Source organism: Paraburkholderia sp. BR13439 (assembly GCF_040948805.1).
Taxonomy (GTDB): Bacteria; Pseudomonadota; Gammaproteobacteria; order Burkholderiales; family Burkholderiaceae; genus Paraburkholderia; species Paraburkholderia youngii.
Genome location: NZ_JBFPKN010000019.1, coordinates 64,765 through 82,462 on the forward strand (window position 1 = coordinate 64,765; position 17,698 = coordinate 82,462).

The 17,698-nt window shown below is 64.4% G+C and carries 17 protein-coding genes; 3 read left to right on the plus strand and 14 right to left on the minus strand.

Annotated features, from left to right (window positions below; genetic code table 11):
* Positions 1–41: 41 nt before the first annotated feature.
* The 3 genes from guaA to guaB form a co-directional block, all read right to left on the minus strand.
* The gene (gene guaA / locus AB3X96_RS30685; protein WP_013089680.1) at positions 42–1,625 is read right to left on the minus strand and encodes a glutamine-hydrolyzing GMP synthase; all 1,584 of its coding nucleotides are present in this window, start codon (positions 1,623–1,625) and stop codon (positions 42–44) included.
* A 215-nt stretch (positions 1,626–1,840) separates the two neighbouring features.
* Positions 1,841–2,560, minus strand: coding sequence for a hypothetical protein (locus tag AB3X96_RS30690; protein WP_368592658.1), 720 nt, complete (start codon positions 2,558–2,560; stop codon positions 1,841–1,843).
* A 6-nt stretch (positions 2,561–2,566) separates the two neighbouring features.
* Entirely contained in the window at positions 2,567–4,027 is a 1,461-nt protein-coding gene (gene guaB, locus AB3X96_RS30695; protein WP_368592659.1) for an IMP dehydrogenase, read from the minus strand.
* 297 nt (positions 4,028–4,324) lie between these two features.
* Here guaB and AB3X96_RS30700 point away from each other — a divergent pair, with 297 nt between their 5' ends.
* Entirely contained in the window at positions 4,325–5,311 is a 987-nt protein-coding gene (locus tag AB3X96_RS30700; RefSeq protein ID WP_368592660.1) for a DMT family transporter, read from the plus strand.
* Between the two features lie 70 nt (positions 5,312–5,381).
* Here the strand turns inward: AB3X96_RS30700 and AB3X96_RS30705 are convergent, their stop codons facing one another.
* The gene (locus AB3X96_RS30705; RefSeq protein ID WP_368592661.1) at positions 5,382–5,714 is read right to left on the minus strand and encodes an RnfH family protein; all 333 of its coding nucleotides are present in this window, start codon (positions 5,712–5,714) and stop codon (positions 5,382–5,384) included.
* Positions 5,711–6,148 carry a type II toxin-antitoxin system RatA family toxin gene (locus tag AB3X96_RS30710; protein ID WP_013089685.1) on the minus strand — a complete coding sequence of 146 codons (438 nt, stop codon included), beginning with the start codon at positions 6,146–6,148 and terminating at the stop codon, positions 5,711–5,713. Before AB3X96_RS30710 ends, AB3X96_RS30705 begins: the two co-directional genes overlap by 4 nt.
* A gap of 100 nt (positions 6,149–6,248) precedes the next feature.
* Here AB3X96_RS30710 and smpB point away from each other — a divergent pair, with 100 nt between their 5' ends.
* Positions 6,249–6,695, plus strand: a complete 447-nt coding sequence (gene smpB / locus AB3X96_RS30715; RefSeq protein WP_013089686.1) for an SsrA-binding protein SmpB — start codon at positions 6,249–6,251, stop codon at positions 6,693–6,695.
* A 102-nt stretch (positions 6,696–6,797) separates the two neighbouring features.
* On the opposite strand, the gene AB3X96_RS30720 is transcribed toward smpB, so the two are convergent.
* The 3 genes from AB3X96_RS30720 to ppsA form a co-directional block, all read right to left on the minus strand.
* The gene (locus AB3X96_RS30720) at positions 6,798–7,745 is read right to left on the minus strand and encodes an SPFH domain-containing protein (RefSeq protein ID WP_176108302.1); all 948 of its coding nucleotides are present in this window, start codon (positions 7,743–7,745) and stop codon (positions 6,798–6,800) included.
* Between the two features lie 145 nt (positions 7,746–7,890).
* Positions 7,891–8,346: an NfeD family protein gene (locus tag AB3X96_RS30725; protein WP_176124981.1), complete on the minus strand. Its 456-nt coding sequence runs from the start codon at positions 8,344–8,346 to the stop codon at positions 7,891–7,893.
* A gap of 117 nt (positions 8,347–8,463) precedes the next feature.
* Entirely contained in the window at positions 8,464–10,866 is a 2,403-nt protein-coding gene (gene ppsA, locus AB3X96_RS30730) for a phosphoenolpyruvate synthase (protein WP_176108300.1), read from the minus strand.
* 496 nt (positions 10,867–11,362) lie between these two features.
* On the opposite strand from ppsA, the gene AB3X96_RS30735 reads away from it, so the two are divergent.
* Positions 11,363–12,178, plus strand: a complete 816-nt coding sequence (locus AB3X96_RS30735; RefSeq protein WP_013089690.1) for a pyruvate, water dikinase regulatory protein — start codon at positions 11,363–11,365, stop codon at positions 12,176–12,178.
* Positions 12,179–12,235: 57 nt separating this feature from the next.
* On the opposite strand, the gene AB3X96_RS30740 is transcribed toward AB3X96_RS30735, so the two are convergent.
* From AB3X96_RS30740 to lpxD, 6 genes are all read right to left on the minus strand, one after another.
* The gene (locus AB3X96_RS30740; protein ID WP_176124979.1) at positions 12,236–13,024 is read right to left on the minus strand and encodes an RNA methyltransferase; all 789 of its coding nucleotides are present in this window, start codon (positions 13,022–13,024) and stop codon (positions 12,236–12,238) included.
* 105 nt (positions 13,025–13,129) lie between these two features.
* A complete protein-coding gene (gene rnhB, locus AB3X96_RS30745; protein WP_368592662.1) occupies positions 13,130–13,879 on the minus strand; it encodes a ribonuclease HII in 750 nt (249 codons plus the stop codon).
* Positions 13,876–15,045 (minus strand): lipid-A-disaccharide synthase, encoded by a 1,170-nt coding sequence (gene lpxB / locus AB3X96_RS30750; RefSeq protein ID WP_368592663.1) that lies wholly within the window; start codon positions 15,043–15,045, stop codon positions 13,876–13,878. Before lpxB ends, rnhB begins: the two co-directional genes overlap by 4 nt.
* A 3-nt stretch (positions 15,046–15,048) precedes the next feature.
* Positions 15,049–15,837 carry an acyl-ACP--UDP-N-acetylglucosamine O-acyltransferase gene (gene lpxA, locus AB3X96_RS30755; protein WP_176108295.1) on the minus strand — a complete coding sequence of 263 codons (789 nt, stop codon included), beginning with the start codon at positions 15,835–15,837 and terminating at the stop codon, positions 15,049–15,051.
* A gap of 97 nt (positions 15,838–15,934) precedes the next feature.
* Complete coding sequence (gene fabZ, locus AB3X96_RS30760; RefSeq protein WP_176108294.1) at positions 15,935–16,399, minus strand: 3-hydroxyacyl-ACP dehydratase FabZ; 465 nt, start codon at positions 16,397–16,399, stop codon at positions 15,935–15,937.
* Positions 16,400–16,584: 185 nt separating this feature from the next.
* The gene (gene lpxD / locus AB3X96_RS30765; protein ID WP_368592664.1) at positions 16,585–17,697 is read right to left on the minus strand and encodes a UDP-3-O-(3-hydroxymyristoyl)glucosamine N-acyltransferase; all 1,113 of its coding nucleotides are present in this window, start codon (positions 17,695–17,697) and stop codon (positions 16,585–16,587) included.
* Position 17,698 lies beyond the last annotated feature (1 nt).

The following is a 17,698-nucleotide window of genomic DNA, read 5'->3' on the forward strand; positions in this document are numbered from 1 at the left end:
GGTTTTCCGATAGTCGCCGATAGGAGGCGACTAACGTCAAATCATTCCCACTCGATCGTCGCAGGCGGCTTGCCCGAGATGTCATAGACAACCCGGTTGATCCCGCGCACTTCGTTGATGATCCGGTTCGACACATGCCCGAGCAGTTCATGCGGCAGATGCGCCCAATGCGCGGTCATGAAGTCGAGCGTTTGCACCGCGCGCAGCGCGACGACGTACTCGTAGGTGCGGCCATCGCCCATCACGCCGACGCTCTTCACCGGCAGGAACACCGCGAACGCCTGGCTCGTCAGGTCGTACCACGACTTGCCGGTTTCCTTGTCGATCGTGTTGCGCAGCGTCTCGATGAAAATCGCGTCCGCGCGGCGCAGCAGGTCCGCGAAATCGCGCTTCACTTCGCCGAGAATCCGCACGCCCAGACCCGGGCCCGGGAACGGATGGCGATACACCATCGAGTGCGGCAGACCGAGCTTCACGCCAAGCTCGCGCACTTCGTCCTTGAACAGCTCGCGCAGCGGTTCGAGCAGCTTCAGGTTCAGCGTCTCCGGCAGACCACCGACGTTATGGTGGCTCTTGATGGTCTGCGCGGCCTTCTTGCCCTTGCCCGCCGATTCGATCACGTCCGGATAGATCGTGCCTTGCGCCAGCCACTTCGCGTCGGTCAGTTTGCCGGCTTCGGCCTGGAACACTTCGACGAACTCCGCGCCGATGATCTTGCGCTTCGCTTCCGGATCGGTCACGCCGGCGAGCTTGCCGAGGAATGCTTCGCTCGCGTCGACGTGAATCACCTTCACGCCGAGGTGATCGGCGAACAGCGCCATCACCTGCTCGGCTTCGTTCAGACGCAGCAGGCCATGATCGACGAACACGCAGGTCAGCTGATCGCCGATCGCGCGATGCAGCAGCGCCGCCGCCACCGACGAATCCACGCCGCCCGACAACCCCAGAATGACGTGCTCGTTGCCGACCTGCTCGCGAATCTTCGCGACGGCTTCGTCGATGTAGTGGCCCATTTCCCAATCGGCCTTCGCGCCGCAGATCTGCAGCACGAAGCGCTCGAGCATCGCGCGGCCCTGCACCGTGTGGGTGACTTCCGGATGCCATTGCAGGCCGTAGAAGCGGCGCTGTTCGTCGGCCATCGCGGCGATCGGGCAGGATTCCGTCGATGCCATCAGCGCGAAGCCCGGCGGCATTTCCAGCACCTTGTCGCCGTGGCTCATCCACACCTTCAGCATGCCGTGGCCTTCGGACGTGGTGAAGTCGCTGATGCCTTCGAGCAGGCTCGTATGGTTGCGCGCGCGCACTTCGGCGTAGCCGAATTCGCGCAGATGGCCGATGTCGACCTTGCCGCCGAGCTGCTGCGCCATCGCCTGCATGCCGTAGCAGATGCCGAGCACCGGCACGCCGAGTTCGAATACGGCTTGCGGCACGCGCGGCGTGTCTTCCTCGGTGACCGAGCTCGGGCCGCCAGACAGAATCACGCCCTTCGGCGCGAAGTCGCGGATGAACGACGCGTCGACGTCGTATGGATGGATTTCCGAATACACGTTGGCTTCGCGAACGCGACGTGCAATCAGTTGGGTGACTTGCGAACCGAAGTCGAGAATCAGGATCTTGTCATGCATGGCAGCGGACGGAATCAGAAGTGAGCGGATACGGAATGCCGCGCACGAGGCGCGGCGATGAATTCAAAGCGGTCCACGCGGCGACGGTCTCGGCACGGCGCGGACAGCAAACATTACGATGAAGCACAAAGGCGCGACCAACGGCGGAACTTGCCGCCTGCGATGCGCGCGAACGAAACCCGGTAGCTTCGGCAAACGGCCTGGCGCGCGGCGCTTCAGCCATGAAACGGCGGGCGCGGTGCGCCGGGCACGTCGTTGCTGGAGTCGCGCGCGGCGCGTTCGGATTCGCTCAGGCCAGGCTCGCTTGCAGCCGGACCAAGCGGCGCGGCAGTGGCAACGGGAGCCGCGCCAGCCGGATTGACGGGTCGCGTGACCGGCACGACGGGCTCTGGCACCGGCTCCGCCTGATAGATCGGAAAGCCCGCTGAGACACGTGGCTCGCGCTTCTGTACGGCATCCTTTTCGGCTTCTTTCGCGGCACGCTTATCAGCCCGGCTGTCGGCCTTGCTCAAGGAGGAATTGACCACGCCCCCCTTCTCCCGCCGCCGCACCACTCCCGACAGTCGCACGCCGCCAAGCCCGATCACCACCAGCGCGACACCGGCCAGGACCGCCACCATCTGCCCGAAGCCAGTCAGCGACGGCGTATGCAGCCCCAGCAGCCAGACCAGCATCAGCACGCCGATCAGCCAGTGCACATGACCGACGACCTTCGCGACCGTCGAAGTCAGCGCCCCGTCGAACGACGCATGCAGCGCGAGCCACGCGAGCCCGATGAGCGCGACGCCGAACGCCTGGCCGACCAGCATCGGCTCCGTTGGCACCAGTTGCAGCGCGTCGTACAGCGAGGTCCACGGCGTCAGCACGAACAGCAGGCCGAACGCCAGCAGCACCAACGCATCGAGGACCAGTACAACGCGCAGCAGTGGCTTCATGGGCGTTTAGTCCACGTGGTAGTTGGGCGCTTCCTTGGTGATTTGCACGTCATGCACATGCGACTCGCGCAGGCCCGCGCCGGTGATTTGCACGAACTCGGCCTTCTCGTTCATTTCGGCGATGGTGCGGCAACCGCAGTAGCCCATGCTCGCGCGCACGCCGCCGATCAGCTGGAACAGGATCGCGTTGACCGAACCCTTGTACGCGACGCGGCCTTCGATGCCTTCCGGCACCAGCTTGTCGATGTTCGCTGAGTTGTCCTGGAAGTAGCGGTCCGCCGCGCCGTCCTTCATCGCGCCGACCGAGCCCATGCCGCGGTACGACTTGTACTGGCGGCCCTGGAACAGGAATACTTCGCCCGGCGACTCTTCGGTGCCGGCGAACATGCTGCCCATCATGACCGCGCTCGCGCCAGCCGCTAGCGCTTTGCTGACGTCGCCCGAGAAGCGCACGCCGCCGTCGGCGATGACCGGCACGCCGGTGCCGTTCAGCGCTTCGGAAACGTTGGAGATCGCGGTGACCTGCGGAACGCCGACGCCGGCGACGATCCGCGTCGTGCAGATCGAGCCTGGGCCGATACCGACCTTGACGCCGTCCGCGCCGTATTCGACGAGCGCCTTGGCAGCCGCGGCGGTTGCGATGTTGCCGCCGATCACCTCGACGTGCGGGAAGTTCTGCTTGACCCACTTGACGCGCTCGAGCACGCCCTTGCTGTGACCATGCGCGGTATCGACGACGATCACGTCGACACCGGCCTGCACGAGCAGTTCGACGCGCTCTTCGTTGTCCGCGCCGACGCCGACCGCCGCGCCCGCGCGCAGCTTGCCGTGCTCGTCCTTGCACGCGTCCGGATGTTCGGTCTGCTTGGTGATGTCCTTGACGGTCATCAGGCCGCGCAGCTCGAACGAGTCGTTGACGACCAGCACGCGCTCGAGGCGGTGGCTGTGCATCAGCGCCTTCGCTTCGGCGAGCGGCGTGCCTTCCTTGACGGTGACGAGGCGTTCGCGCGGCGTCATGATGTTGCGCACCGGCTCGTCCAGACGCTCTTCAAAGCGCAGGTCGCGGTTCGTCACGATACCGACGAGCTGCGCACCCTCGACGACCGGGAAGCCCGAAATGCCATGCTGGCGCGACAGCGCGATCACGTCGCGCACTTTCATTTGCGGCGGCACGGTGATCGGGTCGCGCACGACGCCCGACTCGAAACGCTTGACCTTGGCGACTTCACGCGCCTGCTCGGCCGGCGTGAGGTTCTTGTGGACGATGCCGACGCCGCCCATTTGCGCCATGGCGATTGCCAGACGTGCTTCGGTGACCGTGTCCATCGCGGCGGACACGAGCGGCATGTTCAGGGAGATGTTGCGGGTCAGCCGGGTCTTGAGGCTGGTGTCGCGCGGCAGAACATCGGAGAAGGCCGGGACGAGGAGCACGTCATCGAACGTGAGTGCTGTTTGGATCAGACGCATGGCAAATCCTATAGGCGCAAAAGCGAATTATACGCGATACCACCCCGGTTTTCACTGCGCGAACAGCAGCTTAGCGAATTTCAGACGACTTTTTTACCGCTCCGGCGCGCGCCGATTTCGCTTCGCTTTTCGCGTCGGGTTCGATCGGGTTTCGTTTGCGCGTTCGCAGGCAAACGCTGGACCCTTGGCCGGCGGCCATCGGCGATCGAGCGACGCGAATGCAGGATCGAACAAGACGGCCCGTCCGCGAAACCGCTATTCTGCCGCCCATTCCAGGTTATCCAGAAGGGGCAGTCGATGCAGCGCGGTGTCATATATGGGGTCATGGCCGGAGCCTTGTGGGGCATGGTGTTTCTCGTGCCGCGGGTGCTGCCCGACTTCTCCCCGCTGCTGCTCGTCGCCGGCCGCTATTCGATGTACGGCGTCGTGTCGCTCGCCGCGGCCCTGCCGATCGCGCGCTCGCTCGCCAAACGGCTGAGCCGCGAGGACCTGATCGCGCTCGTCAAGCTCGCGCTGGCCGGCAACATCGTCTATTACCTGCTGCTGACGGCCGCCGTGCACCTGATCGGGATCGCGCCGGCCTCGCTGATCGTCGGCGTGCTGCCGGTCACGGTCACGTTGATGGGCCGGCGCGATCACGGCGCCGTGCCGCTCGCGCGCCTCGCATGGCCGCTCGCGACCGTGATGGCGGGCATCGTGTGCATCAATATCGACGTGTTTACGGTGGCCGGTGCGGCGCCGGTGAGCATCGCGACGCGCTTGCTCGGCGTCGCCTGCGCGGTGGGCGCGCTCCTTTGCTGGACCTGGTTCGCGGTTGAAAACGCCCGCTACCTGCAGCGTCAGACGCATTTCAGCGGCAACGAGTGGTCGGTGCTGTGGGGCGTCGTGACGGGCGCGCTCGGCGGCGCGTTGTGGCTGGTGGTCGCGGTGCTGCCGGCCGGCGGCCCGCAGGGCCAGCTGGCCGATGCCCGGTGGCACTCGTTCTGGCTGCTCAACCTGGTGCTCGCGATCGGCGCGTCGTGGCTCGGCAACGGTCTGTGGAATGCCGCGGCAAAACGGCTGCCGCTGACGCTGTCCGGCCAGATGATCGTGTTCGAGACGCTATTCGCGCTGCTCTACGCGTTCATTTACGACGAGCGCCTGCCGCGCCCGCTCGAACTCGCGGCGATCCTGCTGCTGGTGGCGGGGGTCTGGTGGTCGGTGCGCCGACATTCGGACGACGATTCGTCGGGTACGGCGCGCATCGAGGGCATGGACGAGAAGGCGCAAACGGCGGCGCCTTGAGGTGATGTGACGTGATGATGTGACACGGGCGGCGGGCGAAAAAATTCACCGCCCCGCCGACTCGCGCCGCCTAGCGCGAATCCTTGTTCCACCAGCGCCGCCCCTCGATCGACCCAGCCTTGCGCGTCTTTTCGACTCGCCGTTGGCGCGACACCTTCGGATCGACCAATAAAGGCCGGTAAATCTCGACGCGATCATGGTCGGCCAGCACCGTATCGAGCGGCTTGAGCTTGCCGAACACGCCCACCTTCTGCGTGTTCAGATCGATCGACGGAAAGCGCTGCAGAATCCCGCTTGCGTCGATCGCCTGCCTCAGCGTCGCGCCCGCGGGCAACTCGACCGCAATCAACGCCTGCTCGCCGGCGAGCGCATAGCAGACCTCAACCGTTAGCCGCGCGCTCATGCCTGACCATAGCGCTGATTGGCGCGCTTTACGAAAGATTCGACGAAGGTATTGGCGATGTGATTGAACACCGGCCCGATGATCTTCTCGAGCAGGATGCTGGTGAACTCGTAGTGCAGCGCGAATTCGATCTTGCACGCATCCGCGCGCAGCGGCGTGAAGCGCCAGAAACCGGTGAACTTGCGAAACGGACCGTCGGCGAATTCCATGTCGATGCGCGTGGGGCGCTCCATCGAGTTGCGCGTGGCGAAATGCTGCTTGATGCCCTTGAAGTTGATATCGATCCGCGCCTCCATGCTGGTGTCGTCCCGGTGACGAATTTCGATGCCGCCGCACCATGGCAGGAAGTTGGGGTAATCGTCGACGTCGGTGACGAGGTCGAACATCTGTTCCGCCGAATGGCGAATCAACACGGTTTTCTGGACATCTGCCATAAATTGAACAGCGCGTGGCAAGGGTGGATGAGCGCGGCGGGCTTTCCTTGTCCCGCTTTGCTAAAATCGTAATTTTAAACGAGTTGGGCACTTTCCATTCATGAGCATCATCGACAACAGAAAAGCCTTCTACGACTATTCGGTCGAGGAACGCTATGAGGCCGGCCTCGTGCTCGAAGGATGGGAGGTCAAGGCCTTGCGCGCAGGGCGCGGCCAGATCAAGGAAGGCTACGTGGTGATCCGCAACGGCGAGTTGTTTCTGATCGGCACGCACATCAGCCCGCTGCCCGAAGCGTCGACGCACATCCATCCCGATCCGGTGCGCACGCGCAAGCTGCTGCTGCATAGCGAGGAAATCAGCAAGCTGATCGGCAAGGTCGAGCAGCGCGGCTACACGCTCGTGCCGCTGAATTTTCACTACAAGAACGGTCGCGTCAAATGCGAGATCGGTCTCGCGAAGGGCAAGAAGATGCACGACAAGCGCGAGACCGAGAAGAAGCGCGACTGGGAGCGCGAGAAGGCGCGTTTGATGCGCTCGCCGACGTAAGCGCGATTCGTTTGCGGCTCACGCAGAAAAATGGCCCGCACATCGATGTGCGGGCCATTTGCTTTTTGTCACGCGCTCATTGCGCGCCGATTGCTCAGTTCGTCAGCGCAGGTCGCTTCGCGGCGGCTCCGCTGCCGCCCTGCCCTTGTTCACGATCGTCAGCGCGGACGCGATCATCGAACTCATGTTCGACATGTCGCCCGGCACGATCAGTGTCGTGCCCTGCTTCGCGAGGTTCGAAAACGCGTTCACGTACTGTTCGGCCACCTTCAGATTGACCGCGTCCATGCCGCCGTTCAGTTGGATCGCCGCGGCGATCTTCTGGATCGCCTGCGCGTTCGCCTCGGCCACCGCCAGAATCGCCGCGGCCTGGCCCTGCGCCTGGTTGATCGCCGCCTGCCGCTCGCCTTCGGACGTCTGGATCGCCGCCTCGCGGCCGCCCGACGCGATATTGATCTGCTCCTGCTTGCGCCCTTCCGAGGCCGCGATCAGCGCGCGCTTCTCGCGCTCGGCGGTGATCTGCGCCTGCATCGCGTGAAGGATTTCCTTCGGCGGCGTCAAATCCTTGATCTCGTAGCGCAGCACTTTTACGCCCCAATTCGAGGCCGCCTCGTCGAGCGCGGAAACGATGCTGTGATTGATGAAATCGCGCTCTTCGAAAGTCCGGTCGAGCTCCAGCTTGCCGATAACCGAGCGCAGCGTGGTCTGCGACAACTGCGTGATCGCGAACACGAAGTTGCTCGATCCGTACGATGCCTTCATCGGATCGGTGACCTGGAAATACAGCACACCGTCGACCTGCAGTTGCGTGTTGTCGCGCGTGATACAGACCTGACTCGGCACTTCAAGCGGAATTTCCTTCAGCACGTGCTTGTACGCGACCCGATCGACGAACGGAAACGCGAAGCTCAGACCCGGCGTCAGCGTCGCGTGATAGCGGCCGAGGCGCTCGAGCACCCACGCATGCTGCTGCGGCACGATCTTGATGGTCTGCGACGCGAGCACGATCACGACGATCAGCAGCACTGCCCCGACGATGGTTGAATCCATATCGCTACCCTCCGCTTCTGCTTCGAATTGTTGTGCACAGGTTGGTCGGCCCTGCGTGTTCAGATGAGGCTCTGGTGCTTCGCTTTGTGAAGGGACATCGGAGCGCGTGTGGCGAACACCGCACCCAACACTCCGGTTCAGATCGTCAGGTCGCGCTCGCGCGCGCCTTCGGCTGCCGGCTCGCGACGACGACCAGACAACTACCGCGCAACTCCCTGATCTCGTAGACCTGTGCGTCTTCGGGCTCGCCCGCGGCCAGCTCGACGTCCCATGCGGCGCCACGATAGGTCGCGCGTGCTTTGCGGCCCTGCCAGGCCGGCACGTTCAACGTCTGCCCGATGTCCAGATTGACATCAGGATTGCGCGACGCCTGCTCGCGCCTGCGACGGGCAAAGCGCGAGCGTCTGAGCGCCACGACGGCCGCAAGCGCGACCAGCGCCGCCACCACGAACTGCAGATCGGGCCCGGCGCCGGCAATGCGCGCAAGCGCGGCCGCGACGAAGCCGAACGCGATCATCAACAGATAGAAGGTGCCGCTCATCAGCTCCAGCACGACAAGCACACCCGCCCCGATCCACCAGAACAGTCCACCAGGCGCCACGTCGACCTCCACAAAGCAAAACACCCCGGATCTACCGGGGTGTTTATAGCACGAAGCGGACGTGCCCTTAACGCGTGCTGAATGCCGCCTGCGCAGCGACATTCGATACCTCGCGAGTTACGCCTTTGCCTTTGCCAGCTGCTGCCATGTATCGATGATCGTGTCGGGGTTCAGCGAGATCGACTTGATGCCTTCGTCAGTCAGCCACTGCGCGAAGTCCGGGTGATCCGAAGGACCCTGACCGCAGATACCGACGTACTTGTCCAGACGCAGACAGGTTTCGATTGCGCGCTTCAACATGAACTTGACCGCCGGATCGCGCTCGTCGAAATCGACGGCGAGCAGTTCCATGCCCGAGTCGCGGTCGAGGCCGAGCGTGAGTTGCGTCAGGTCGTTCGAGCCGATCGAGAAACCGTCGAAGTACTGCAGGAACTCTTCGGCGAGGATCGCGTTCGACGGCACTTCGCACATCATGATCAGGCGCAGGCCCTTCTCGCCGCGCTTCAGGCCGAACTTTGCGAGCAGCCCGACAACGCGCTCCGCCTGCTTCAGCGTACGCACGAACGGCACCATGATCTCGACGTTGTCGAGGCCCATCTCTTCACGCACCTTCTTCAGCGCGACGCATTCCATCTGGAACGCCTCGGCGAAGTCTTCGGCGATATAGCGCGATGCGCCGCGGAAGCCCAGCATCGGGTTTTCCTCGTCCGGCTCGTAGCGCGAACCGCCAATCAGCTTCTTGTACTCGTTCGACTTGAAGTCCGACATACGCACGATGACGGGCTTCGGATAGAACGCCGCCGCGATCGTCGCGATGCCTTCGGTCAGCTTGTCGACGTAAAACGCGCGCGGCGACGCGTGACCGCGAGCGACGCTTTCGACCGCCTTCTTCAGGTCCTGATCGACGTTCGGGTACTCGAGGATCGCCTTCGGGTGCACGCCGATGTTGTTGTTGATGATGAACTCGAGACGCGCGAGACCCACGCCTGCGTTCGGCAGTTGCGAGAAATCGAACGCGAGCTGCGGATTGCCGACGTTCATCATGATCTTCACCGGAATCGGCGGCAATTCGCCGCGCTGCACTTCGGTGACTTCCGTTTCGAGCAGGCCGTCGTAGATCTTGCCTTCGTCGCCTTCCGCGCACGACACGGTGACGAGCGCGCCGTCCTTCAGCACGTCGGTCGCATCGCCGCAGCCGACCACCGCCGGCACGCCCAGCTCACGCGCGATGATCGCCGCGTGGCAGGTGCGGCCACCACGGTTCGTGACGATCGCCGACGCACGCTTCATGACCGGCTCCCAGTTCGGGTCGGTCATGTCGGCGACGAGCACGTCGCCCGGCTGCACGCGGTCCATCTCCGACGGATCGTGGATCACGCGCACCGGACCCGCGCCGATCTTCTGACCGATCGCACGGCCCGTTGCCAGCACGTTCGACTGGCCCTTCAGCTTGAAGCGCTGCTCGGCCTTGCCGCCGCCCTGGCTCTTCACCGTTTCCGGACGCGCCTGCAGGATGAAGATCTTGCCGTCGCGGCCGTCCTTGCCCCACTCGATGTCCATCGGACGCTGGTAGTGCTTTTCGATGATGACCGCGTACTTCGCGAGTTCGATCACGTCTTCGTCGGTGATCGAGAAACGGTTGCGCTGCTCGTGCGCGACGTCGACGGTCTTCACGCGGCCCGGCTCGCCCGGCTTCGTGAACTCCATCTTGATCAGCTTCGAGCCGATCGAGCGGCGGATGATCGGGTACTTGCCCTGCGCGAGCGTGGTCTTGAAGACGTAGAACTCGTCCGGATTCACCGCGCCCTGCACGACGGTTTCGCCGAGGCCATAGCTCGACGTGATGAAGACGGCGTCCTTGAAGCCCGATTCGGTATCCAGCGTGAACATCACGCCGGCGGCGCCGACGTCCGAGCGCACCATGCGCTGCACGCCCGCCGACAACGCGACCTCAGCATGCGTAAAGCCCTTGTGGACGCGATAGGAGATAGCGCGGTCGTTGTACAGCGACGCGAATACGTGCTTCATGCGATCGAGCACGTCGTCGATGCCGACCACGTTCAGATAGCTTTCCTGCTGACCGGCGAACGATGCGTCGGGCAGGTCTTCCGCGGTCGCGGACGAACGCACGGCAAACGACAGCTCTTCGGGCGAGCTCTTTTGCAGCGTGTCGAACCCCGCGCGAATGTCAGCCTCGAGCTGCGGCTGCAGCGGCGCGTCGACGATCCATTGACGGATCTCCTTGCCCGCTTCGGCGAGCGCCTTCACGTCGTCGACGTCGAGCGTCTCGAGACGTTTGGCGATGCGTTCGGTCAGATTGTTGTGCTGCAGGAAGTCACGGAACGCGAGCGCGGTGGTCGCGAAGCCGGTCGGCACGCGCACACCGGCTTCCGCGAGCTGGCTGATCATCTCGCCCAGCGACGCGTTCTTGCCGCCGACGATTTCCACGTCGGTCATCCGCAACTGCTCGAACGGAACTACATACGCCTTGTCCTTTGCGCCGGTAACTGCGTTAGTCATACAAGCCCCTAAGTGTGAAAGAAATTCACGACTGTGCAAGTGGGCTTGAACACGGGCAGCCCATTGGAAGCTCGACCCCGTGTCTTGCACAACCTGTTAGATAAGCAATCGCCGTTAAGGCAGAGATGCGTTGCATGGAGACGCCGGCCGCGAACGTGACCGAGACGGCGCCGGCGAAGAACGCCAATCAACGCAGTTACCGCCCGATCCCTTACGTTCAACGCATATTTACGCCAGATGACGGGAGGTTGAACGACCGTTCGCGGTAATTTAGCGGCCAATCGCCTGCAATTGCTTATCCAACAGGTTGCCGCTATTCTACCGTGCCGACTCCCCAAATGTGGCAGTCGGTCGAGAATTGCGTCTCGAATCGCGCCCCGGCCCAGCCAGCCGGCTTTTGCGAGGCCGGCCGCGCGCCGCTGCGCGGTTTGATCCAAGCGCGTTCCCGCGCCGCGCTTTGCTGGCTCATTTGCCTTTCACGTTCACAGCCCCACTGATGCCGCCCACCGTATTCATCGTCTCAGACGGTACCGGGATCACTGCCGAAACCTTCGCGCATTCGATCCTCTCCCAGTTCGACCAGAAATTCCGCCTGGTCCGCGTGCCATTCGTCGACTCGACCGAGAAGGCCTACGCAACGCTCGAAAAAATCAACGAAGCGGTCGTGCAGGACGGCCGTCGTCCGATCGTGTTCACCACGCTCGTCGATAGCTCGTCGAATCAGATCGTGAAGGATTCGAACGCACTCGTGCTCGACATGTTCCAGACCTTCGTCGAGCCGCTCGAGCAGGAGCTGGAGCTGAAGTCGAGTCACGCGATGGGCCGCGGCCACCAGAACGCGGACACCGAGGAGTACAAGAACCGGATCGAGGCCATCAATTTCTCGCTCGCGCACGACGACGGTCAATCGAACCGCAATCTCGCGGACGCCGACGTGATCCTCGTCGGCGTGTCGCGCAGCGGCAAGACGCCGACGAGCCTTTATCTGGCGATGCAGTACGGCGTGAAAGCGGCGAACTATCCGCTGATTCCAGAAGATTTCGAACGCGGCAAGCTGCCCACGCCGCTACTCGAGCATCGGCAGAAGATGTTCGGGTTGTCGATCGATCCGCAGCGGCTGTCGGAGATCCGCAACGAGCGGCGGCCGGGCAGCAAGTACGCGGCGCTGGAAAACTGCCGCTATGAGATCAACGAAGCGGAAGCGATGATGCGGCGCGAGGGGATCAAGTGGCTGTCGTCGACGCACAAGTCGATCGAGGAGATCGCGACGACGATCCTGCAGGAGATCAAGCTGGATCGGCCGTCGTATTGACCGACCGCCGAGCAGGCGTAGCTTTGCCGGCCAGCGCCCGCGCAACGCCACTGACGTCTACTTTTTACGGCCGCGCTGCTGCCGGCACTGCTCGAACACGCAGACGGCCGCCGCGGCCGCCACGTTCAGCGATTCCATGCCGCCAGGCTGCGGAATCGTCACCCGCAACGACACGGCATCGCGCCACACCTGCGACACGCCCGCCCCTTCGTTGCCGAACACCCACGCAAGCGGTCTGCTCAGGTCGCAGTCGTAAATCGCTTCGGCGCCGTGCGAATCGGTGATGACGATCGGGACCGCGAGACGTTCGATCAGCGCGCTCGCGTCGACATCCTCATGAATCTGCAACAGGAAGTGCGCGCCCATGCCGGAGCGCAGCACCTTCGACGACCACGCGTACGCGGTGCCCGGCGCGCAGAACACGTGTTCGATACTCGCGGCCGCCGCACTGCGCAGAATCGAGCCGACATTGCCCGCGTCCTGCACACCGTCGAGCACCAGACAGTTTTGCTCGACGCGCTCGGGCAGCGGCGCATCCAGCTTCTCGACGAGCAGCAGAATTCCAACGCCATGCACGACGTTCGACAACTGTCCGAATAACGCATCCGGCAGCGTCACGAGCCGATGCTCGTCGATGCGCGAAACGATCGCCTGCGCTTCGTCGTGACGCAGCGCGCCGTCGGTGACGACGCAGAGCTCCGGCTGACCGGCGACGTCGAGATACGCGCTCGCGAGATGGAAGCCCTCGAGCAGCGCGTGGCCGCTGCGGCGCTGTTGATGCGTCGAGCCGGCCAGTGCCTTCAGGCGCTTGTAGAGCGGATTGTCCCGCGAGGTGATGGCTTTCACAGGCAGCGAAGGCGGTGAGAAATGGAAATGGGAGCAGCGACGAATCAGTGGCAAATCAGCGGCGCTCGAGCGCGGACCGCGTTCGAGCCGTGCGGATGCGGTCAGTCACGCGAGGCCGGCGTCGCCGAATGCATCGTCGTCGAGCAGCAGCGCGTCGGCCACGATGACGGCGTCCGCCGATGGCAACGGCACGCCGGTGCCGAACCGCAGATGCGCTTCGCGCACCGGCGCGAACGAGCGCCGATGATGCTCGCACGGCCCATGGTCGCGCAGCGCCGCGAGATGCTGCGGCGTGCCGTAGCCGGCATGCGCGTCGAAGCCATACACGGGATACGCCTCGTGCAGTTCGAGCAGCATGCGGTCGCGCGCGACCTTCGCGAGAATCGACGCCGCCGAAATGCTCTTCACGAGCGCGTCGCCGCCGATCACCGCCTCGCTACGGATGCTGAGCGTCGGGCAACGGTTGCCGTCGACCTTCACGAGCGTCGGCACGACCGACAGGCCCTCGACCGCGCGCTTCATCGCGAGCATGGTGGCGTGCAGGATGTTCAGCGAATCGATTTCCTCGACCGTCGCCGATGCGATGCAATACGCGAGCGCGCGCTCGACGATCTTGCCGTACAGCGCTTCACGCTTGAGTGCGGTGAGCGCCTTCGAATCGTCGAGGCCGCGGATCATCGGTTTGGTGGGATCGAAAATCACCGCCGCCGCGACGACCGGTCCGGCCAGCGGTCCGCGCCCTGCTTCGTCGACGCCGCAGACGATGTCGTCGGCGCTCTCGAAGTTCAGGCCGGCTTGCGCGACCACCCGAACGGCGGCCGCGGTCTTGCGGCGAGGCGAGCGCGGGGGGTTCATGGCCGCCCCGCCCGTTGCTCGACGACGCTCGCCACGACTTCGGCCGCGCGCTGCGCGGTGTTCTGCTTGAGCACGTGGTGCATCTCCGTGAAGATTTCCTTCAGCGTGCGCCGGTTCGCTTCGTCGCGCAACTGTTTCAGCGTCGCCTCGGCAAGCGCCTGCGGCGTCGCGAAGTGCTGCAGGATCTCCGGCACCACGAAACGCCCGGCCAGGATGTTCGGCAGGCCGACGTACGGCAGATAGCCCTGGCGGCGCATGATCTGACCGGTCAGCCAGGGCACCTTGTACGAAATCACCATCGGCTTTTTCAACAGCGCGGCTTCCAGCGTGACGGTGCCGCTCTTCACGAGAATCGCGTCGGCGGCGGTCATCGCGAGTTGCGACTGGCCGTCGATGATGGTCAGCGCGAGGCCCGGGTGCGCATCGACGAGCGGCTGCAGCAGCGCGCGCAACGCGGGCGTCGCCGCCGGCATCACGAAGCGCACGCTGGGCTCCTGGTGCTGCATCATCTCCATCGCCGCGAAGAACGTCGGGCCGATCAGGTCGATCTCGGAGCGCCGGCTGCCAGGCAGCACCGCGATCACCGGCCCGCCTTCCGCCAGACCGAGCGCTCGGCGCGCGCCGCGCGTGTCGGGTTCGAGCGGGATCTGATCGGCCAGCGGATGCCCGACGTACGACGCCGCGACGCCCGCCTTTTCGAGCAGCGCAGTTTCGAACGGAAACACGCACAGCATGTGGTCGACCGCCTTGGCGATCTTCTTGATGCGCCCGCCACGCCACGCCCAGATGGACGGGCAAACGAAGTGCACGGTCGGAATGCCGGCGTCGCGCAGCGCATGCTCGAGCCCGAAGTTGAAGTCGGGCGCGTCGACGCCGACGAACACGGACGGCGGCTCGGCAAGCAGCTGACGCTTGAGCTCGTTGCGGATACCGAGGATTTCGGGGATGTGCCGCAGTGCTTCGACATAGCCGCGCACCGTCAGCTTTTCCATCGGCCAGTGGGCGTCGAAGTCGGTGGCGATCATGCGCGGACCGCCGATGCCGTAGTACTGCGTGGCGGCCGGCAGCCGGCTGGCGAGACCGTCGAGCAGCGACGCGGCGAGCAGGTCGCCGGACGGCTCGCCGGCCACCATCGCGATGCGCGGCGGATTGGGTTGCAACGTCATCGGTTAGCGGATGATGCCGCGCTGCGACGCTTCGACGAACGCGAGCAGCGTCTGCACCGGGGCGTCGCCGTCACCGCCGGCCGAACCGAGTTCCTTCAATTGCACCTTCGCTTCTTCGAGCGACAGGCCGTTCTTGTACAGCACGCGATATGCGGAGCGCAGCACCGAGATCGCGTCAGCCGAGAAACCGCGGCGGCGCAGCCCTTCGACGTTGATGCCGTGCGGCTCGGCCTTGTTGCCCGCGGCGATCACATAGGGCGGCACGTCCTGCACGAGCGCCGACGCCCCGCCGAGCATCGCATGCGCGCCGATGCGCACGAACTGATGCACGCCGGACATGCCGCCGATGATCGCGTGGTCGCCGATCGTCACATGGCCGGCCATTTGCGCGTTGCTCGACAGAATCACGTTGCTGCCGACGTGGCAGTCGTGACCGATGTGCACGTAGGCCATGATCCAGTTGTCGTCGCCGAGCGTGGTGACGCCCGCATCCTGCACCGTGCCGGTGTGGATCGTCGTGAATTCGCGGATCGTGTTGCGGTTGCCGATCACGAGCCTGGTCGGCTCGTCCCGGTACTTCATGTCTTGCGGACGGCCGCCGACCGATGCGTAATGGCCGATGCGGTTGTCTTCGCCGATCGTGGTATAGCCTTCGATCACGCTGTGCGAGCCAACCGTGCTGCGCGCACCGATCGTCACGTGTGCGCCGATCACCGCATAGGGCCCGACTTCGACGGATTCGTCGAGCTGCGCTCCCGCTTCGATGATCGCGGTGGGATGGATCCTGCTCATGCGTCCTCGCTTCTGATTCTGTTGCGTTGTGTGGATGGCCTTGCCGCCGGGGCCGCGCACCTGCCGTGCCACGCCGCGACCTGCCCGGACGCCAGCTTTACGCGTCTTTGTCCGTGTGGCGCACCGCGCACATCAGATCGGCTTCCGCCGCGACGACGCCATCCACTTCGGCGCGCGCCTTGAACTTCCAGATGCCGCGCATGTGACGCTCGAACGTGCAGTTCAGGATCAGCTGATCGCCCGGTTCCACCACGCGCTTGAAGCGCGCGTTGTCGATGCCGACGAACAGGTACAGCGTGTTCGACGGATCGCTCGGCTCTTCCGAGAACGTCAGCAGCGCCGCGGTCTGCGCGAGCGCTTCGAGGATCAGCACGCCTGGCATCACCGGCCGCGTCGGGAAATGTCCCTGGAAATACGGCTCATTGATCGACACGTTCTTCAACGCTTTGATGCTCTTGTGCGGTTCGAGTTCGAGCACCCGGTCGACCAGCAGGAACGGATAACGATGCGGCAGCAGCGTGAGAATCTTATGAATGTCGAGATTGATTTTTTCGGTGCTCATGGTGTTTCTGCTCACGCATTGACTGCGCGATGATGACTGCGGATGCTGGTGCAGGTGGGTTGAAAACGCGCGCGACCGCCGCCTTGATTGACCGGTGGCCGTGCCACCCGGTCACGGCCACCGGCTTTGCTTCATGATGCTCGACCACTATTTTACGCGGTGCCGGTGGGTCGCCGGGATAACTGTCAGATCTTGTTGCCTGCGGGTTGACCTGCGGCGCCGTCAGTGGCACTGCCGGCCTTGTCGGCGGCGGCGCTCTCCAGCGCCTTGATGCGATCGCGAAGCTTGTCGATATTGCGCAGCAGCGCGGCGCTCCTGTTCCAGTCCGCGTGGTTCACGGCCGGGAACGCACTCGTATACATGCCGGGCTTCAGCAGCGATTTCGACACGCCCGACTTCGCGGTGACGATCACGTTATCGGCCAGCGTCACGTGTCCGGCAATGCCGACCGCGCCGCCGATCATGCAGTGACGCCCGATGGTCGTGCTGCCCGCGATGCCCGCACAGCCCGCGATCACCGTGTAGGCGCCGACCTTGCAGTTGTGGCCGATCTGCACGAGGTTGTCGATCTTCACGCACTCCTCGATGATCGTGTCGGCCATCGCGCCGCGGTCGATCGTAGTGTTCGCGCCGATCTCGACGTCGTTCGCGATCGACACGCCGCCGACCTGCGGAATCTTCACCCAGCTGCCGGTGCGCGCGTCGCCCTCGCCGACGAAGTCGGGCGCGAAGCCGAAGCCGTCCGAGCCGATCACCGCGCCCGCGTGCACGATCACGCGCTCGCCGAGCTTGCAGCCGTGGTACACGGTCACGTTCGGATACAGATGCGCGTTCGCGCCGACACGCGTGCCGCGGCCGATCACGACGTTGGCGTCGAGCCGCGCATGCTCGCCGATCACCGCGCCCGCTTCCACGGTGACACCCGGACCGATCACCGCGCTCGCGGCGACCTGCGCGGAAGGGTCGATGGTTGCGCTCGGATGCACGCCGGGAACGGGCTTAGGCGCGGCGAGGTCGATGAAGGTTTGCGCGATGCGCGCAAAGTAAGCGTAGGGATTCGGCGTGACGATGAAGTTTCGACCTTCGCGTGAAGCGAGCTTCGCGAGGTCGCCGGCATTGATCAGCACCGCGCCGGCGCGGGTCGTTTCGACTTGCGACAGATATTTCGGATTGGCGAGGAACGCCAACTGGTCCGGGCCTGCCTGGTCGAGCGGCGCGAGACTGCTCACGCGCTGCGACCCGTTACCGACAACCTCACCGCCGAACCGCTGGACGATGTCCTCGAGCTTAAATGCCATG